The organism is Enterobacter sp. BIDMC93 (assembly GCF_001037805.1).
In the GTDB taxonomy this organism is placed as follows: Bacteria; Pseudomonadota; Gammaproteobacteria; order Enterobacterales; family Enterobacteriaceae; genus Enterobacter; species Enterobacter hormaechei_C.
Window position 1 is genome coordinate 488,669 of the sequence record NZ_KQ089962.1, and the last position, 14,680, is coordinate 503,348.

Sequence of the window (14,680 nt, forward strand, 5' to 3'; positions counted from 1 at the left end):
TTTTATTAGAACGAATACCGCAACCCTAAACGGATCCGGTACTGCTCGCGGTTGTAATCATTCCATCGGTCCAGCCACTGTAGCTCAAGATACGGCAGCCAGTTTCTGTCGATCTTATAGCTGAATTTATTGGTAATTTCCCAGTGATGATCTTTGCCATTTTTGCTGTGGTAATCATTCACCCGCTGGAAAAAGTGCGGCTCAAAGGTATAGAAAAACGCATCCGTCACTTTGAAATTCCAGTAGTTGGCAAATTCATGTGTGTCGTTCTTATCCATCTGCCCGTTATAGTCCGGCGTATCGTAATTGTTATGGTTATAGCGATAGCGGAACGTCAGATTAAACCAGTCCGTAAATTTATAGTTAGTATCTAAATAAACCGCGCCACCTGATCCTGCGCTGCTGTCATTAATCAAGCCGCCGGGCTGGAAGGTCAGTTTGTCGGTCGGTTTGAAGAGTGGATACCACCCCTCAATTTCGTTATAGCTGTGCTTCAGTTCGTCCCATTTCCCCACGTTATAAGCGTTGGTGAACATCAGTCCCGCGCCCATATCGAAGTTATAGCCCGCACGCAGGATCACTTCGTGCAGCTCAGAGGCGGTGTTGTAGGCTTCGCGCGTTTCGACATAGGCCCCGGCAAAAACCGGGCAGGACACAGACGACACGATCAGTACAGTGATGATTCTTTTCATAATTTGTCCATGTATCAGGTACAGAAAGGCCTCCCTCCTGATAAACAGGAAGGACATACTGGCCGGATTTATTGTTATAAAGTGACTGCTGACGCTTTATTGTTGGTGGTTATCTCAGGGGTATTTGCTGTCTGTTTTTTCCGTTTTCCAATCTCCTCGATAATAAAGGCGAAGCGCGCTTCGTTGAGTTTATAAAACAGCCCCATGGTCACGGCGGCAACGATCGCCAGGCCGCACGGCCAGAGGAAAATAAGCTGGCGCAACCCCAGCAGCGTGCCCGCGCTCTGCACGGCATGCGGGATGTAGCCAATCTGGGTCAGCATAATCCCGGGCAGGAAACCGGCGAGCGCGGCGGAGATTTTGCGCGAGAAGGTATAGCCGGTATACACTGACCCTTCGGCGCGGATCCCGGTTTTCCACTCGCCGTAATCAACCGTATCCGGCACCAGCGCCCAGTTCAGGCTGTTCACAAACGCGGTGCCGAAAAAGGCCATGCAGGAAAAGAGCACGAACAGCAGGGAACTGGTTCCCCAGACGAAGTTCAGCACGTCGCCCACCGCCCACAGCGTCAGCCCGCCCAGATAGACCGGTTTCTTGCCAAAGCGCTTTACCGCGCCAGGCACCAGAAACACGCCAATCAGAATGCAGCCCATGCTGAAAAAGCCCATCCACGACAGGAGATGCAGATCGTTCAGCACGTACTGGGTGTAATAGACCTGAATCGCCAGCTTGATGTTAAACGCGGCGAGGGTACACAGATTAGCGATGCACAGCACCAGCAGCGGCGGATTGCGGAAAATCGCGCAGAACGATTTCAGAATGCCGGGCTTATGGTGATCGGGCGTAAGCTCGACGTAGCGCTCTTTCACCCCGCTGTAGCACCACCACATGCAGAACAGTCCCCCGGTGACGAACACCAGCGCGGCCACCAGATAGCCGAGTGAGGGCTGGCTGACGAACAGCGCCTGAATCGGCATAAAGCCGACGGTGCAGAGCAACAGTCCTACCGTTGCGCCGCCCTGACGCCACGCCGCAAGCTGCGCGCGCTCGTTCGGGTTTTTGGTGATGGCCGGAACCATTGCACCGTAGGCGCAGTTCATCAGGCTGTAGCAGAGGCCAAACATCATGAAGAGCACGGTGGCGAGGGCCGTTTTCACCGTCAGGCTAAAGTCGTTGGCCATAAACTGCGCCGTGGCCACCAGCGCCACCGGGACGGAGGCGTAGAGAATGAATGGCCGGAATTTCCCCCGCGCGCCGATATTACGCCGGGAGTCCAGCAGCACCCCGGTCAGCATGTCGGTAAATGCGGTGAAAAACTTCGCGACGAGGAAAATAATGCCGCCATAGAACGCCGGCATGCCCAGTTCATCGGTGTAAAACTTCAGCAGATACAGCGTGCCAATACACAGCATCAGGTTCGAGCCAAAATCACCCATCCCGTAGGCGCACTTCTCTCGCAGGCTCAATTTCAGGGTTAACGGATCAGTATTATGTGTCATGGTCGATCCTCAAAGCGCCCCGCAGGGCGCTCAATCACGTCATTTATGCCGTACGTTTGCGCAGCTCAATTTCTTCCACGATGCGCACATACATCTTCTCGTTAAGGTTGTAGAAGCAGCCCATCGCCACGATGGTGATGACTGCCAGCAGACTCGGATAGATAAATATCAGCTGCCGTAGCCCTTCAACCGTGCCGGCGGATTGCACCACGTTGGGCACATAGCCGATCTGCGTGAGCATGAGCCCCGGGAAGAAGCCCGCCAGCGCCTGCGATACCTTACGGAAGAAGGTAAAGCCGGTGTAGACCGTCCCCTCGGAGCGTACGCCGGTGCGCCACTCGCCGTATTCCACGGTATCGGACACCAGCGCCCAGTTCAGGCTGTTCACGAACGCGGAGCCGAAGAACGCCAGGCAGGAGAACGCCACGAAGCTCACCGAGCCGCCGCCGAAGAAGTAGTTAAGCAGATCGCCCGCCACCCAAATCATCAGCCCGCTGATGTATACCTTTTTCTTACCGAAGCGCCGCACCGCGCCGGGCATCATAAAGACGCCGATAAAAATACAGCCCATGCTGAAGAAGCCCATGTACGACAGCAGGATCGGGTCGTTCAGTACGTACTGCGTGTAGTAGACCTGAATGGCGAGCTTAACGTTAAAGGCGCCCAGCGTGCACAGGTTAGCGATGCACAGGATAAACAGCGGACGGTTCCCGGCGATGGCGCGAAACGACTGCAACAGCCCCGGTTTCTGCGCCGGGTTAGCAGGCTGCGTCTCGACGTAACGCTCGGTTACGCCCTTATAGCACCACCACATAAAGAACAACCCGAACAGCGAGAAGAGGGTGGCGGCAAAGATGTAGCCAAGCTGGTCGTTGCCCTCAATCAGGTTCATCACCGGGACAAAGCCCACCGTACAGAGCAGCAGACCCAGCGTGGCGCCGCCCTGGCGCCAGGCGGCCAGCGAAGCACGCTCGTCCGGGTTTTTGGTAATGGCGGGCACCATCGCGCCGTAGGAGCAGTTCATCATGCTGAAGAACAGGCCGTACAGCATGAACAGCACCGTCGCCATCACCGTTTTACCGGTAATTTCAAACGGTGTGCCGACGAAGTTAGCTATGGCCAGCAACGTTACCGGGAAGGCTGCATACAGCACGAACGGGCGGAATTTCCCTTTCGGGCCGATCTTGCGCCGGGAATCGAGCATGATCCCGGTGCCCATGTCGGTGAAGGCGGTAAAAAACTTCGCAATCAGGAAGATAATCCCGCCGTAGGTGCCAGGCAGCCCCAGCACGTCGGTGTAGAACTTCAGCAGATACAGCGTGCCGATATCAAGCAGGATGTTAGAGCCGAGATCGCCCATCCCGTAGGCGAGTTTTTCTTTAAACGGCAGGCGCAGGGTTGCCGGATCAGAAGTATGTTGACTCATTATTGTTCTCCGTCTGCCCGCAGGTTTCCCCGCGGGCGAGCCTTATCAGATATGACGTAAGGTGCTAAACAGATCTGCCCATTCGCTGTGCTGGCGATAGAAGACCGGCGGTTTGCCGAGCGGGGCATCAACGGTGATGTCACCGCCCTGGCAGGTTTCCCCGGTCCACGCATTGACCCAGGTGTCCTGCGGCAGATAGAGCGACCAGTCGCGGCGTCCCTCTTCATGAACCGGCGCCACCAGCAGATCGCGGCCAAACAGGTACTGGTATTTCAGCGTGTAGGCGCGCGCGTCGTCCTCGTAGTGCAGGAACAGCGGGCGCATCACCGGTAGGCCGCTCTTCGCGTTCTGCGCTACCGCAGCTTTGATGTACGGCTTCAGAGTGGTGAAGACGGTGGTCATGCGCGCGAAGTGGGCGATGGTGTCCGCGTCGCCGTCGAACTGCCAGTTGTCGCCAGGGCGGTTGCCCTCGTGGGTACGCATCATCGGCGTAAAGGCGCTGAAGTCGCACCAGCGCAGCAGCAGCTCTTTGCTGCGCTTCATCTCGAAGAGGGTCGTATAGCCGCCAATGTCGCTGTGGTGCAGCCCGTGCCCGGTCATTGCCAGCGACAGCGCCGCCGGTACGACGGACGCCAGACCATCGTCCAGGCTCCAGTCGACGTTCTGATCCCCCGCCCACATCATCACCGAGTGCTTCTGGCTGCCGGTGTAGCCCGCGCGCATGAAGAACAGGATCTCCCCGAGCTTGCCGGTCTCCTCCAGCGCTTCGTAGTTACATTTCGCCCACAGGGCAGGCCAGGCGTTATGCATGATCTCCGCGCTCACGCCGTTGTGCAGGAAGGTATCGGTCGGCAGATACTCCCCGAAATCGGCCATCCAGCCGCCGCAGCCCAGTTCGATCAGGTTCTTTTTGATCACCTCTTTGTACCAGCGGTAGGCTTCTGGGTTGGTCAGGTCGATAACGCCCGCGTAGAACTCGCCAAACTCAACGTGGTAATCCTCGCCGTCGGCGTTTTTGGTCAGATAGCCGCGCTGTGCCGCCTCTTCGCAGAGATCTTTATCGCTGGCGACGTACGGGTTGATATAGGAGAGGAACTGCACGCCTTCCTCTTTCCACTGCGCAATCCGCTCATCAAGCTGCGGATAGAGCGTGCTGTTCCACTTCCAGTTCCACATTACGCGTTTGCCAAAGGAGGTCATCCGGATGCCGGACCAGTCCTGCGCCCAGATGCCGTTTACCTTCACGCCGCCCTCGCGCATGGCGTCGAGCTTCTGCTGACACACCTCGGTGCCGCCCTGAATACCCAGCGTCACGCCGTCGTAAACCCAGTCCGGCAGTTCAGGCTGACGCCCCAGCAGGCCGGTCAGTTTTTCCAGCAGATCGACGTAGGTTTCTGCGCATTCGAAGCGCAGCGTGGCGTTATCTTCCCAGAATGCCAGCTCGTGGAAGTCCGGCGCGCTGAAGTCGAAGTTCATATAACAGCTGTTATCCACGTGGCAGTAGTACTTCTGGGTGCTCACGAAGGTAGGCTGTGGGAAGAAGGTCCAGTAGTAATCGCCGCCCGCGTTCTCTTTGCAGTCGGCCTGCCAGGTGACGTAGGTCTGCTTGTTGCGTCCCACGCCCTGCTCGCTGGTCCACAGCGGGAACGGCTTGCCGCGCAGATCGAAATACGAGAACTGCTCGCCGCAGCCGTAGATATGATCGTCAGGCTGAGCCGCCAGCCGCAGCCAGATGCGGTTATGGCTGGCGGCGTCATTTTTCAGCTTCAGCTCCAGACGGCCCTCACCATCCACGCCCACTAGCAGCGTCGCGCTCACCGCGTCGCCGCGGGTAAAGCGGATTGCCCAGCCCGCGCTTTGCTGCGTGACGGTCGCGTTCGTCAGGGCAATCTTTTCGTTAAGCTTGTCTTTGATGCTGAAATTGCCGCGAAACATCTCGATATCCGCTTCGCCTGCACCGATCCACAGGCAGGGGGCATCCGCAGAGTGGGATAAAATCAGACGGTCCTGCCAGCGCAGGGTGAAACCACTTTCGTTATTTTTCAGGTCAATATTGTGTAGGGTACGCATAAAAACTCCGTCTTTATTATTTGGCCAAGCTATCCAGTAATCCGGCGGCTACGGCAGGGGCTAAGCCCGGCGCCAGCGGCAGGCGGGGGATCACCAGGCAGTGCAGCAGGTGGTAAATATCCTGCTTGCCGTCCCAGACTTTGGTGGTCACTTCGTTATTGGTGTCCAGCTCCTGCCACCATGAACCGTTTTCGTAATCCATCAGGTACTTGATGCAGTAATCCCACCATTTCTGATACCAGGCTTCGTACTGCGCCTCGCCAGTGACGGTGTAGAGCGCGTAAGCCGTGCCCATCGCCTCGACGATTGGCCAGCGCACGCGTTCGCGCACGATAGGCTTGCCGTCCCAGCCCACGGAGTAGACAAAGCCGTCCGCCCCGTCGGGTGCCCAGGCGTCGCGAATAGTGGCGTGAAACAGGCCTTTCGCATCTTCCAGCAACCATTCCGGCGGGGTTTCAAAGCGGGCTTCCAGCGCGGCGCGCAGGTGCAGCATCAGGCGGCCCCACTCGATCCAGTGCCCCGGCGTGCCGCCGTAGGCGCGGAAGCGGTGGGCAGGGTTATCGATGTTGTAATCGCGGATCGGGTTCCAGCTGGTGTCGAAATGCTCGTTAACGCGGTACTCCCCTTTGCGCGCCACGTCGTGAATAATCACCGAGGCGATACGCAAGGCGCGGTCGAGCCATTTCCGGTCGTGGGTCACGTCATAGACGATGAGGAAGGCTTCCACGGCGTGCATATTGGCGTTACCGCCGCGATAGTCTTCCGTTTTGCTGAAGGCTTCGTCCCAGGACTCCAGGCACATCTGCTCCTGTTCGCTCCAGAAGTAGCGCTCAATCACCTCGATGGCATCGTCCAGCAGCTTGCGTGCCTGCGGGTGGCCGGTGGTGACGGCGCTCGCCGCGCCCAGCAGGACGAAGAAGTGCTGATAGCCCTGCTTGGACGCATCAATCACGCCTTCATCGTTTACGCAGGCGTACCAGCCGCCGTGCTGTTTATCGCGCAGCGGACCGTTCAGGGCATTAATGCCGTGCTCAACCAGGGCGTACGCGCCGGGGCGCCCCATGTTCGCCGCCACCGCGTAAACGTGCAGCATGCGGGCGGTGATCCACAGATGGGTGCCCATATCGCTGCGCACCTGCCCGTTATTGCCCAGCCAGCCAAAGCCGGTCGGTACGGCGGCGTTTTTACCGAAATCGAGAATGCGGTCGGTCTCTTGTTCGAGCCAGCGGTTATGGCTCAGGGTGTTAAACCATTTCATGTTCGGGTCCTTTCTTAACGGCGAGCCATCATTTCGTCGACGATCTCACCCAGACGCTGAAGTTTTGGCACGGAAATATCACGCAGCATCATCTCGGTGTCCGGCAGGCCAATCACCGATGACCAGACGGCGCGACCGGCTAAAAAGCCCGATGCCCCCGCCTGCATGGCGACGCTTACGGCACGCGGGAATAACTTATCGTCCACGCCGGAGGAGAGGATCACCCACGGCATGGCGATGTTCTCGTTCAGCTTCTGCGAGGCCGTCAGTAGCTCGTGCTGTGTGCCCTTACCAAACAGCGGCATTTCCACTTTGTAGAGGTCGGCGCCGCTGTCGCCCAGCTCTTTGGCCGCATCGATAATCGCCTGCTCGCGGTCAAACGCGGCGCCGAGGCGCGGGGGACGCACCACCGGCTCGATAATGCTCAACAGTCCGTTGTCGTGGCACAGCGTATTGAACGCTTTCACCATTTCCAGGCGCTGCTGCGGATCTTCATCGCTGCGCCACAGCACCAGCAGCTTCAGCGCCTTACCGCCATCGCGTTTGACCGCCTGCGCGTCAACGTTCTTGTCGATCACCACGCTGTCGACCGGAATGCCGTTCCCCGGGATAAACTCGTCGGCGGCGACAATCATTGCGCAGCTTTTGGCCACGGCCTGCTGCTCGACAATCTGGCGGTAGCAGAACTGCTGGTCGACGAGGATCGCAGAGGCGTACGGCGACAGAATTTTCGCCGCATTGACTTTAAAATCCGTCAGGTGCTGGTCGGTTACCGGCACCGGCGCGCCTGCGGCAGCAAACATCAGGCGCATCGCTTCGCGCTGATCCACGGCCAGCATCGCAAAACCGCCGGAAGGTCGGGTGATATCTTTCAGGGTGTACATCGTCATTCCTCAGTCCTTTCGTATCAGTGTGTTTTTTTCAGCCCGGCAGATGCGCGAACCTGTTCAAGAATGGCCGTCCAGTCTTCGCGCCCGCGCCCGGCGGCGCGTGCCTGGTTGTATACTTCGCGGGACGCCGCGCCCAGCGGCATCGGAACGTGGAGCTGGTTGGCCACGTCGAGGGCGATCCCCAGATCCTTATGCGCAAGGTCGATCATGAAGGCGGGTGAAAGATCCCCTTTCAGCACCTTGTTCGGCCAGGATGTCGTGAAGTGGCCTTTGCCCGCCGGCGTGCCGCTCATCACCTTGAGCGCCACGTCAAAGGAGAGGCCAAGCGCTTCGCACAGTACGGCGGCCTCGGCGGAAAGGACGTTCAGGGCGATGCTCATGTAGTTATTGATGAGCTTCACGCGGATGCCCATGCCCGGCCCGCCAGCGTTAATCAGTTCATTGCCCATCGCCATTAAAACGGGGGTGGCGCGCTCAACCTGCTGCGCCGTACCGCCTGCCAGCAGGAGCAGCGTACCGGCGATGGCATGATCAGAGGTGCGTCCGACGGGCACGTCCATCAGGCTGAAGCCTTGCTCAGCCATGTCGCGGATCAGTGCGTCGGTTTGCAGCGGGTGAATGGTGGACATATCAATGACCAGCGCGTCGCGGGATAACCCTTCGCATACGCCGTGCTCGCCGAACAGCACGCTGCGCACCAGGTCGCCGTTTGGCAGCATGGTAATGACGAATTCGGCCTCCGTTACGGCCTGCGCTGGCGTTCCCGCCGCCCGGGCGCCGCTCTCTACCAGCGCCTGAACCGCCTGCGGGTTCACATCAAAAACGTTAAGCTGGTGGCCCTGTTTCAACAGATTCTTCGCCATGGGCGCGCCCATCTGTCCTAAGCCAATAAATGCGATTGCTGACATGCCTCTCTCCTGTCACATCGTGTCAATTTTTGCGCGTTTGTGGTGTCTGTTTTTGATCGTATTTGTAATTTATAGTCAAAAAATTGACACGGGTCACTTTTTAAACATTTGGTGAAATTAAAATGAAGGCATCAGAAATCGCAGAAGGAATCACCATGACTCGCATCGTTTGTGTCGGCATTACCGTGCTGGATCGCATCTGGTATCTCGATGATTTACCGAAAGAAGGTGGGAAATATGTCGCAAAAGACTATACGGAAGTGGGCGGCGGCCCGGCGGCAACGGCGGCAGTGGCAGCCGCAAAACTGGGCGCGGAAGTGGATTTTATTGGTCGGGTGGGGGACGACGATACCGGCAGACGACTGCTTGCGGAGCTGGAATCCCTGGGGGTGAACACCCGCTATACGCGCATAGTTAAGGGAGCCCGATCGTCGCAATCGGCGGTGCTGGTGGACGCAGGTGGGGAAAGAGTGATTGCCAACTACCCCAGCCCCGATCTCCCTGCGGCGGCAGACTGGCTGCATGAAATCGACTTCTCTCAGTGGGACATTGTCTTAGCCGACGTGCGCTGGCATGACGGGGCAAAACAGGCATTTACCCTGGCCCGCCAGCAGGGCGTACCGACGCTGCTGGATGCGGATGTCACCCCGCAGGACATCGCGGATCTGATTGCCTTAAGCGACCACGCGGCCTTCTCCGCACCAGGACTGCGGCGGTTGACGCAGCTGGATGAAACCGAAAACGCGCTGAAGAAAGCACAAACGCTCACAAATGGACATGTGTATGTCACACAGGGGCGAGACGGCTGTTTCTGGCTGGAAAACGACACGCTATGTCATCAGCCTGGTTTTGAAGTGAACGTCATTGATACCACCGGGGCGGGCGACGTGTTCCACGGTGCGCTGGCGGTCAGCCTGGGGCAGAAATTACCCGCCGCAGACGCCGTGCGTTTTGCCAGCGCCGTCGCAGCACTGAAATGTACAAAGCCCGGCGGGCGCGCGGGTATACCCGACTGTGATCAAACCCGCTCTTTTTTGTCACTTTTTGTATAAAATGCGGGGCGTGATGGTTTTCAGAGGACAGCCCATGAGCCTTACCGAACTGACCGGCAACCCGCGTCACGATCAGCTGCTGACGCTGATTGCCGATCGCGGCTATATGAACATTGATGAACTGGCGCAGCTGCTGGATGTCTCCACGCAAACCGTGCGCCGTGATATCCGTAAGCTCAGCGAGCAGGGGCTGATCACCCGTCATCACGGCGGCGCGGGCAGGGCATCCAGCGTGGTCAACACGGCGTTCGAACAGCGTGAAGTCTCGCTTACCGAAGAGAAACGGGCGATTGCCGAAGCGATTGCGGACTATATTCCCGACGGTTCGACCATTTTTATCACCATCGGGACGACCGTGGAGCACGTTGCCCGGGCACTGCTTAACCATAATCATCTGCGCATCATCACTAACAGCCTGCGGGTGGCGCACATTCTTTATAAGAATCCGCGCTTTGAGGTGATGGTGCCCGGCGGTACGCTGCGCCCGCATAACGGCGGCATTATCGGTCCTGCGGCAACGGCGTTCGTGTCAGGATTTCGCGCAGATTACCTGGTCACCAGCGTCGGGGCGATAGAGCACGACGGCGCGATGATGGAATTTGACGTTAACGAAGCCAGCGTGGTGAAAACCATGATCGCTCACTCCCGTCACATTTTACTGGCGGCCGATCATACGAAATACCACGCCTCCGCGGCGGTTGAAATCGGCAACGTGGCGCAGGCGACGGCGCTGTTCACCGATGAGCTGCCCGGCCCGGCGCTGCAAAATCACCTCAAATCCAGCAAGGTTGAGGTTGTCGAAGTCAATTCCGGAGAAGAGCAGCAGGTTGGCTGAAAATCCTATGGCCCGATATTGCGATTCGGGTCTTTCCTTTCTCTAAGCTGAATCTGGCGCATAGCTAAAGTTTCTCTTTCCCGCTACAGTTACTTTTCCACGGCGAAAGGAGATAAACATGCTTTATATCTTTGACTTAGGAAATGTAATCGTCGATATCGATTTTAACCGGGTGCTGGGCGCATGGAGCGATTTTAGCCGTGTTCCGCTGGCGACGTTAAAGCAGAATTTCGCGATGGGTGAGACTTTCCATCTGCACGAGCGCGGTGAGATCAGCGATGAAGCGTTCGCAGAGCGTTTCTGTCAGGAAATGGGTCTCTCGTTAAGCTACGAGCAGTTTTCCCACGGCTGGCAGGCCATATTTGTCGCGATCCGCCCCGAAGTGATCGACATCATGCACAAGCTTCGCGAGCAGGGGCATCGCGTCGTCGTCCTGTCGAATACCAACCGCCTGCATACCACCTTCTGGCCGGATGAATACCCGGAAATCCACGCGGCGGCAGATAAGGTGTATCTCTCCCAGGAGATGGGGATGCGTAAACCTGAGGCGCGCATCTATCAGGCGGTATTGCAGGAAGAAGGATTCACGGCGGCGGATGCGGTCTTTTTTGACGACAACGCCGATAATATAGAAGGGGCTAATCAGTTAGGTATCACCTCCATTCTGGTGACCGGAAAAGAGACGATACCGAACTACTTTGCGAAGCAGTTATGCTAAAAACCGTTCATCAAAAAGCCAATCACCACACGCGCCCGCTGAGGGCGTGGCTGAAACTCCTCTGGCATCGCATTGACGAGGACAACATGACCACGCTGGCGGGCAATCTCGCTTACGTGTCCTTGCTCTCGCTGGTGCCGCTGGTGGCGGTGATTTTTGCGCTTTTTTCGGCGTTTCCGATGTTTGCCGATGTGAGCATGCAGCTTCGCCATTTTGTTTTCGCGAACTTTATTCCTGCCACCGGCGATGTGATCCAGAACTACATTGAACAGTTTGTCGCTAACTCCAGCAAGATGACGGCGGTGGGGGCATGTGGGCTTATTGTTACCGCGCTGCTGCTGATGTACTCCATCGACAGTGCGCTCAACACCATCTGGCGGAGCAAAAAAGTCCGCCCGAAGGTTTACTCCTTTGCCGTCTACTGGATGATTTTAACCCTTGGCCCATTGCTGGCGGGGGCAAGCCTGGCGATCAGTTCCTACCTTCTTTCGCTGCGCTGGGCGACCGACTTAAACAGCGTGATCGATAACGTGCTGCGTATATTCCCGCTGATTTTATCGTGGCTTTCGTTCTGGCTGCTCTACAGCGTGGTACCAACCACGCGCGTACCCAACCGGGATGCCGTGGTGGGTGCGCTGGTCGCGGCGTTGCTCTTTGAGCTGGGCAAGAAAGGATTCGCGCTTTATATCACCATGTTCCCCTCTTATCAGCTGATTTACGGCGTGCTGGCGGTGATCCCCATTTTGTTTGTCTGGGTCTACTGGACGTGGTGTATCGTCTTGCTTGGCGCCGAAATAACTGTCACTCTCGGGGTCTACCGCGAACTCAAAAAAGCAGCAGAAGCTGAAAAACAACAAGAAGCAGACCAACCATGATTGCATTGATTCAGCGTGTAACCCGTGCCAGCGTCACCGTGGCGGATGAGGTGACGGGTGAAATTGGCCCAGGACTTTTGGTGCTCCTGGGTGTCGAAAAGGATGACGACGAACAAAAAGCCAACCGCTTGTGTGAGCGCGTACTGGGCTACCGCATTTTCAGCGATGCGGAAGGCAAGATGAACCTGAACGTTCAGCAGGCGGGCGGCAGCGTGCTGGTGGTCTCCCAGTTTACGCTGGCCGCGGATACCGAACGCGGCATGCGCCCGAGTTTTTCGAAGGGCGCGGCACCGGATCGCGCAGAAGCCCTTTACGAGTACTTTGTTGAGCGCTGTCGCCAACAGGACATGAATACACAAACCGGACGATTCGCTGCGGATATGCAGGTTTCGCTGGTGAACGATGGCCCCGTCACATTCTGGCTCCAGGTATGAGCCAACTGGCGGCATGGCCGCGGGTAACAAGAGAGAGTACAGCTATGTATCACCTTCGAGTACCGCAAACGGAAGAAGAATTAGACGCTTATTACCATTTCCGCTGGGAAATGCTGCGCAAGCCACTGCATCAACCTAAAGGCTCTGAACGCGACGCCTGGGACGCGATGGCGCACCACCAGATGGTGGTTGATGAAGAGGGCAACCTCGTTGCCGTGGGACGTCTGTATATCAATGCCGACAACGAAGCTTCAATCCGCTTTATGGCCGTTCATCCCTCCGTGCAGGACAAAGGCCTTGGAACGCTGATGGCTATGACGCTGGAATCCGTTGCCCGTCAGGAAGGGGTCAAGCGTGTCACCTGTAGCGCCCGCGAAGATGCCGTTGAGTTCTTTGCCAAGCTTGGTTTCGTGAATCAGGGGGAAATCACCGCCCCGCAAACTACGCCGATTCGTCACTTTTTGATGATCAAACCCATCGCCACGCTGGACGATATTCTCCATCGCGCCGACTGGTGCGGGCAGCTCCAGCAGGCGTGGTATCAGCACATTCCGCTCAGTGAAAAAATGGGTGTGCGTATTCAGCAGTACACCGGGCAAAAATTTATTACCACCATGCCGGAAACCGGCAACCAGAACCCGCACCATACCCTGTTTGCCGGCAGCCTGTTTTCACTTGCCACGCTCACCGGCTGGGGACTGATCTGGCTGATGCTGCGCGAACGTCATCTCGGCGGCACCATTATTCTGGCCGATGCCCATATCCGCTACAGCGCCCCGATCAGCGGCAAGCCGAGCGCGGTTGCTGACCTGGGCGCACTGGGCGGCGATCTCGACCGTCTGGCGCGTGGACGTAAAGCACGCGTACAGATGCAGGTTGAGCTGTTCGGCGATGAAACGCCAGGCGCGGTGTTTGAAGGCACCTATATCGTTCTGCCTGCGAAGCCGTATGGCGCGTATGAAGAGGGCGGGAACGAGGAGGAATAGTCTCCTTCTCACTCTCGCCCGGCATGGTTAATGCGCCAGGCAATATCTCGCATAACGTCTCGCGCTGACTGGCTAATTCCACCCAACTGGAAGAAGCCGTGTATTACACCCCACCATCGTTGAGCGGTACACTTCACGCCTTGCTCCGTGAGGCGCTGATAAAGCGCCTCGCCTTCGTCGCGTAACGGATCATATTCCGCGGTAACAATATGGACCTTCGGCAGACCGCTAAAGTCGTTGCGCCACAGTGGGCTGACTTCAGGATGTTGACGGTCGGCTCCAGCCAGATACATTTCATAGCCGCTCAAAAGGGTATCGCGAGTAATCACGTAATCCATGCCATTGAGGGTATAGCTTTCAAAACTGGCCGTAGCGTCGAGCATGGGGTAGATAAGAATGAGCTGCGCGGGATCCCAGAGACCTTTGGCCTTAAGCCGCAATGACGTTACCAGCGCAAGATGACCTCCCGCACTGTCTCCACAAAGTGTAATCCGGTTTTTATCCACACCTAATTGTTCTGCATTTTGCCAGACAAGATCTGCCGCTCTCTCTGCATCGTCATGCGCAGCGGGGAAAGTATGCTCGGGTGCGAGTCTGTACTGAACCGCAATGACCCGGCAGTTACCGTAAAACGCCAGTTGGCGAAGCTGATTATCATGGGTTTCAAACCCACCGCTGACAAAACAACCGCCATGATAGTAGAGGGCACAAGATAACGTTTCAGGGGCATTGAAAGGCGAAAATACCCGAAAGGTCATATCCTCAAGAACAAGCGTTTCAACCTGGACACGCGTTTCTGTTTCCCCGGCTAGCGCTGTGCTGGCGACATATCCGCTTCTCCGGTCATCAATACTCTGCTTTCGCGAGGAAAGTCGTCCTGCGGCAATAAACTCCTGTACCAGCTTATCAATACCCTTTTCCAGTGCCATGATTACGTCCTTTTACTGTGTTTTTATACAGTTTATAGCCTGGTTTACAGCAGATGAAAACAGAGAAATGTTGAGAGGTGCATATTGTGGAAAGCGGCTCGCAAAATC

14 protein-coding genes are annotated in these 14,680 nt (G+C 57.0%); 6 read left to right on the forward strand and 8 right to left on the reverse strand.

The features are described from left to right. Positions 1–5 precede the first annotated feature (5 nt). The 7 genes from ompL to yihU form a co-directional block, all read right to left on the reverse strand. On the reverse strand, positions 6–692 hold the full coding sequence (ompL, locus tag SK58_RS02265) for a porin OmpL (protein WP_003861929.1): 687 nt from the start codon (positions 690–692) through the stop codon (positions 6–8). A gap of 74 nt (positions 693–766) precedes the next feature. Then, positions 767–2,191 (reverse strand): MFS transporter, encoded by a 1,425-nt coding sequence (locus SK58_RS02270; protein WP_017694044.1) that lies wholly within the window; start codon positions 2,189–2,191, stop codon positions 767–769. A 43-nt stretch (positions 2,192–2,234) separates the two neighbouring features. Further along, positions 2,235–3,617 (reverse strand): MFS transporter, encoded by a 1,383-nt coding sequence (locus tag SK58_RS02275; protein WP_047716226.1) that lies wholly within the window; start codon positions 3,615–3,617, stop codon positions 2,235–2,237. A 45-nt stretch (positions 3,618–3,662) separates the two neighbouring features. Continuing rightward, on the reverse strand, positions 3,663–5,687 hold the full coding sequence (locus tag SK58_RS02280) for an alpha-glucosidase (RefSeq protein ID WP_048219307.1): 2,025 nt from the start codon (positions 5,685–5,687) through the stop codon (positions 3,663–3,665). A gap of 16 nt (positions 5,688–5,703) precedes the next feature. After that, positions 5,704–6,945 carry a sulfoquinovose isomerase gene (gene yihS / locus SK58_RS02285; RefSeq protein WP_023295642.1) on the reverse strand — a complete coding sequence of 414 codons (1,242 nt, stop codon included), beginning with the start codon at positions 6,943–6,945 and terminating at the stop codon, positions 5,704–5,706. 14 nt (positions 6,946–6,959) lie between these two features. Further along, complete coding sequence (gene yihT / locus SK58_RS02290) at positions 6,960–7,835, reverse strand: sulfofructosephosphate aldolase (protein WP_048219308.1); 876 nt, start codon at positions 7,833–7,835, stop codon at positions 6,960–6,962. Between the two features lie 17 nt (positions 7,836–7,852). Then, the gene (gene yihU / locus SK58_RS02295) at positions 7,853–8,743 is read right to left on the reverse strand and encodes a sulfolactaldehyde 3-reductase (RefSeq protein WP_048219311.1); all 891 of its coding nucleotides are present in this window, start codon (positions 8,741–8,743) and stop codon (positions 7,853–7,855) included. Positions 8,744–8,898: 155 nt separating this feature from the next. On the opposite strand from yihU, the gene SK58_RS02300 reads away from it, so the two are divergent. From SK58_RS02300 to fabY, 6 genes are all read left to right on the forward strand, one after another. After that, entirely contained in the window at positions 8,899–9,795 is an 897-nt protein-coding gene (locus SK58_RS02300; protein WP_023304652.1) for a sugar kinase, read from the forward strand. Positions 9,796–9,829: 34 nt separating this feature from the next. Beyond that, entirely contained in the window at positions 9,830–10,630 is an 801-nt protein-coding gene (locus SK58_RS02305) for a DeoR/GlpR family DNA-binding transcription regulator (RefSeq protein ID WP_047746063.1), read from the forward strand. A 118-nt stretch (positions 10,631–10,748) separates the two neighbouring features. Further along, positions 10,749–11,348, forward strand: coding sequence for a glucose-1-phosphatase (gene yihX / locus SK58_RS02310; RefSeq protein ID WP_003861947.1), 600 nt, complete (start codon positions 10,749–10,751; stop codon positions 11,346–11,348). Continuing rightward, entirely contained in the window at positions 11,342–12,223 is an 882-nt protein-coding gene (locus tag SK58_RS02315) for a virulence factor BrkB family protein (protein ID WP_003861949.1), read from the forward strand. The genes yihX and SK58_RS02315 overlap by 7 nt, the downstream gene beginning before the upstream one ends. Further along, positions 12,220–12,657 carry a D-aminoacyl-tRNA deacylase gene (gene dtd, locus SK58_RS02320; protein ID WP_015569909.1) on the forward strand — a complete coding sequence of 146 codons (438 nt, stop codon included), beginning with the start codon at positions 12,220–12,222 and terminating at the stop codon, positions 12,655–12,657. The genes SK58_RS02315 and dtd overlap by 4 nt, the downstream gene beginning before the upstream one ends. A 44-nt stretch (positions 12,658–12,701) precedes the next feature. Then, entirely contained in the window at positions 12,702–13,643 is a 942-nt protein-coding gene (gene fabY, locus SK58_RS02325) for a fatty acid biosynthesis protein FabY (protein WP_015569910.1), read from the forward strand. A gap of 8 nt (positions 13,644–13,651) precedes the next feature. Here fabY and SK58_RS02330 read toward each other — a convergent pair whose 3' ends face one another. Further along, positions 13,652–14,572: an alpha/beta hydrolase gene (locus SK58_RS02330; protein WP_048219313.1), complete on the reverse strand. Its 921-nt coding sequence runs from the start codon at positions 14,570–14,572 to the stop codon at positions 13,652–13,654. Between the last annotated feature and the right edge of the window lie 108 nt (positions 14,573–14,680).

What these genes read in the sequence shown, in the direction of transcription:
- ompL (WP_003861929.1), bottom strand. Translation starts at nt 692, where the DNA reads ATGAAAAGAATCATCACTGTACTGATCGTGTCGTCTGTGTCCTGCCCG.
- SK58_RS02270 (WP_017694044.1), bottom strand. Translation starts at nt 2,191, where the DNA reads ATGACACATAATACTGATCCGTTAACCCTGAAATTGAGCCTGCGAGAG.
- SK58_RS02275 (WP_047716226.1), bottom strand. Translation starts at nt 3,617, where the DNA reads ATGAGTCAACATACTTCTGATCCGGCAACCCTGCGCCTGCCGTTTAAA.
- SK58_RS02280 (WP_048219307.1), bottom strand. Translation starts at nt 5,687, where the DNA reads ATGCGTACCCTACACAATATTGACCTGAAAAATAACGAAAGTGGTTTC.
- yihS (WP_023295642.1), bottom strand. Translation starts at nt 6,945, where the DNA reads ATGAAATGGTTTAACACCCTGAGCCATAACCGCTGGCTCGAACAAGAG.
- yihT (WP_048219308.1), bottom strand. Translation starts at nt 7,835, where the DNA reads ATGACGATGTACACCCTGAAAGATATCACCCGACCTTCCGGCGGTTTT.
- yihU (WP_048219311.1), bottom strand. Translation starts at nt 8,743, where the DNA reads ATGTCAGCAATCGCATTTATTGGCTTAGGACAGATGGGCGCGCCCATG.
- SK58_RS02300 (WP_023304652.1), top strand. Translation starts at nt 8,899, where the DNA reads ATGACTCGCATCGTTTGTGTCGGCATTACCGTGCTGGATCGCATCTGG.
- SK58_RS02305 (WP_047746063.1), top strand. Translation starts at nt 9,830, where the DNA reads ATGAGCCTTACCGAACTGACCGGCAACCCGCGTCACGATCAGCTGCTG.
- yihX (WP_003861947.1), top strand. Translation starts at nt 10,749, where the DNA reads ATGCTTTATATCTTTGACTTAGGAAATGTAATCGTCGATATCGATTTT.
- SK58_RS02315 (WP_003861949.1), top strand. Translation starts at nt 11,342, where the DNA reads ATGCTAAAAACCGTTCATCAAAAAGCCAATCACCACACGCGCCCGCTG.
- dtd (WP_015569909.1), top strand. Translation starts at nt 12,220, where the DNA reads ATGATTGCATTGATTCAGCGTGTAACCCGTGCCAGCGTCACCGTGGCG.
- fabY (WP_015569910.1), top strand. Translation starts at nt 12,702, where the DNA reads ATGTATCACCTTCGAGTACCGCAAACGGAAGAAGAATTAGACGCTTAT.
- SK58_RS02330 (WP_048219313.1), bottom strand. Translation starts at nt 14,572, where the DNA reads ATGGCACTGGAAAAGGGTATTGATAAGCTGGTACAGGAGTTTATTGCC.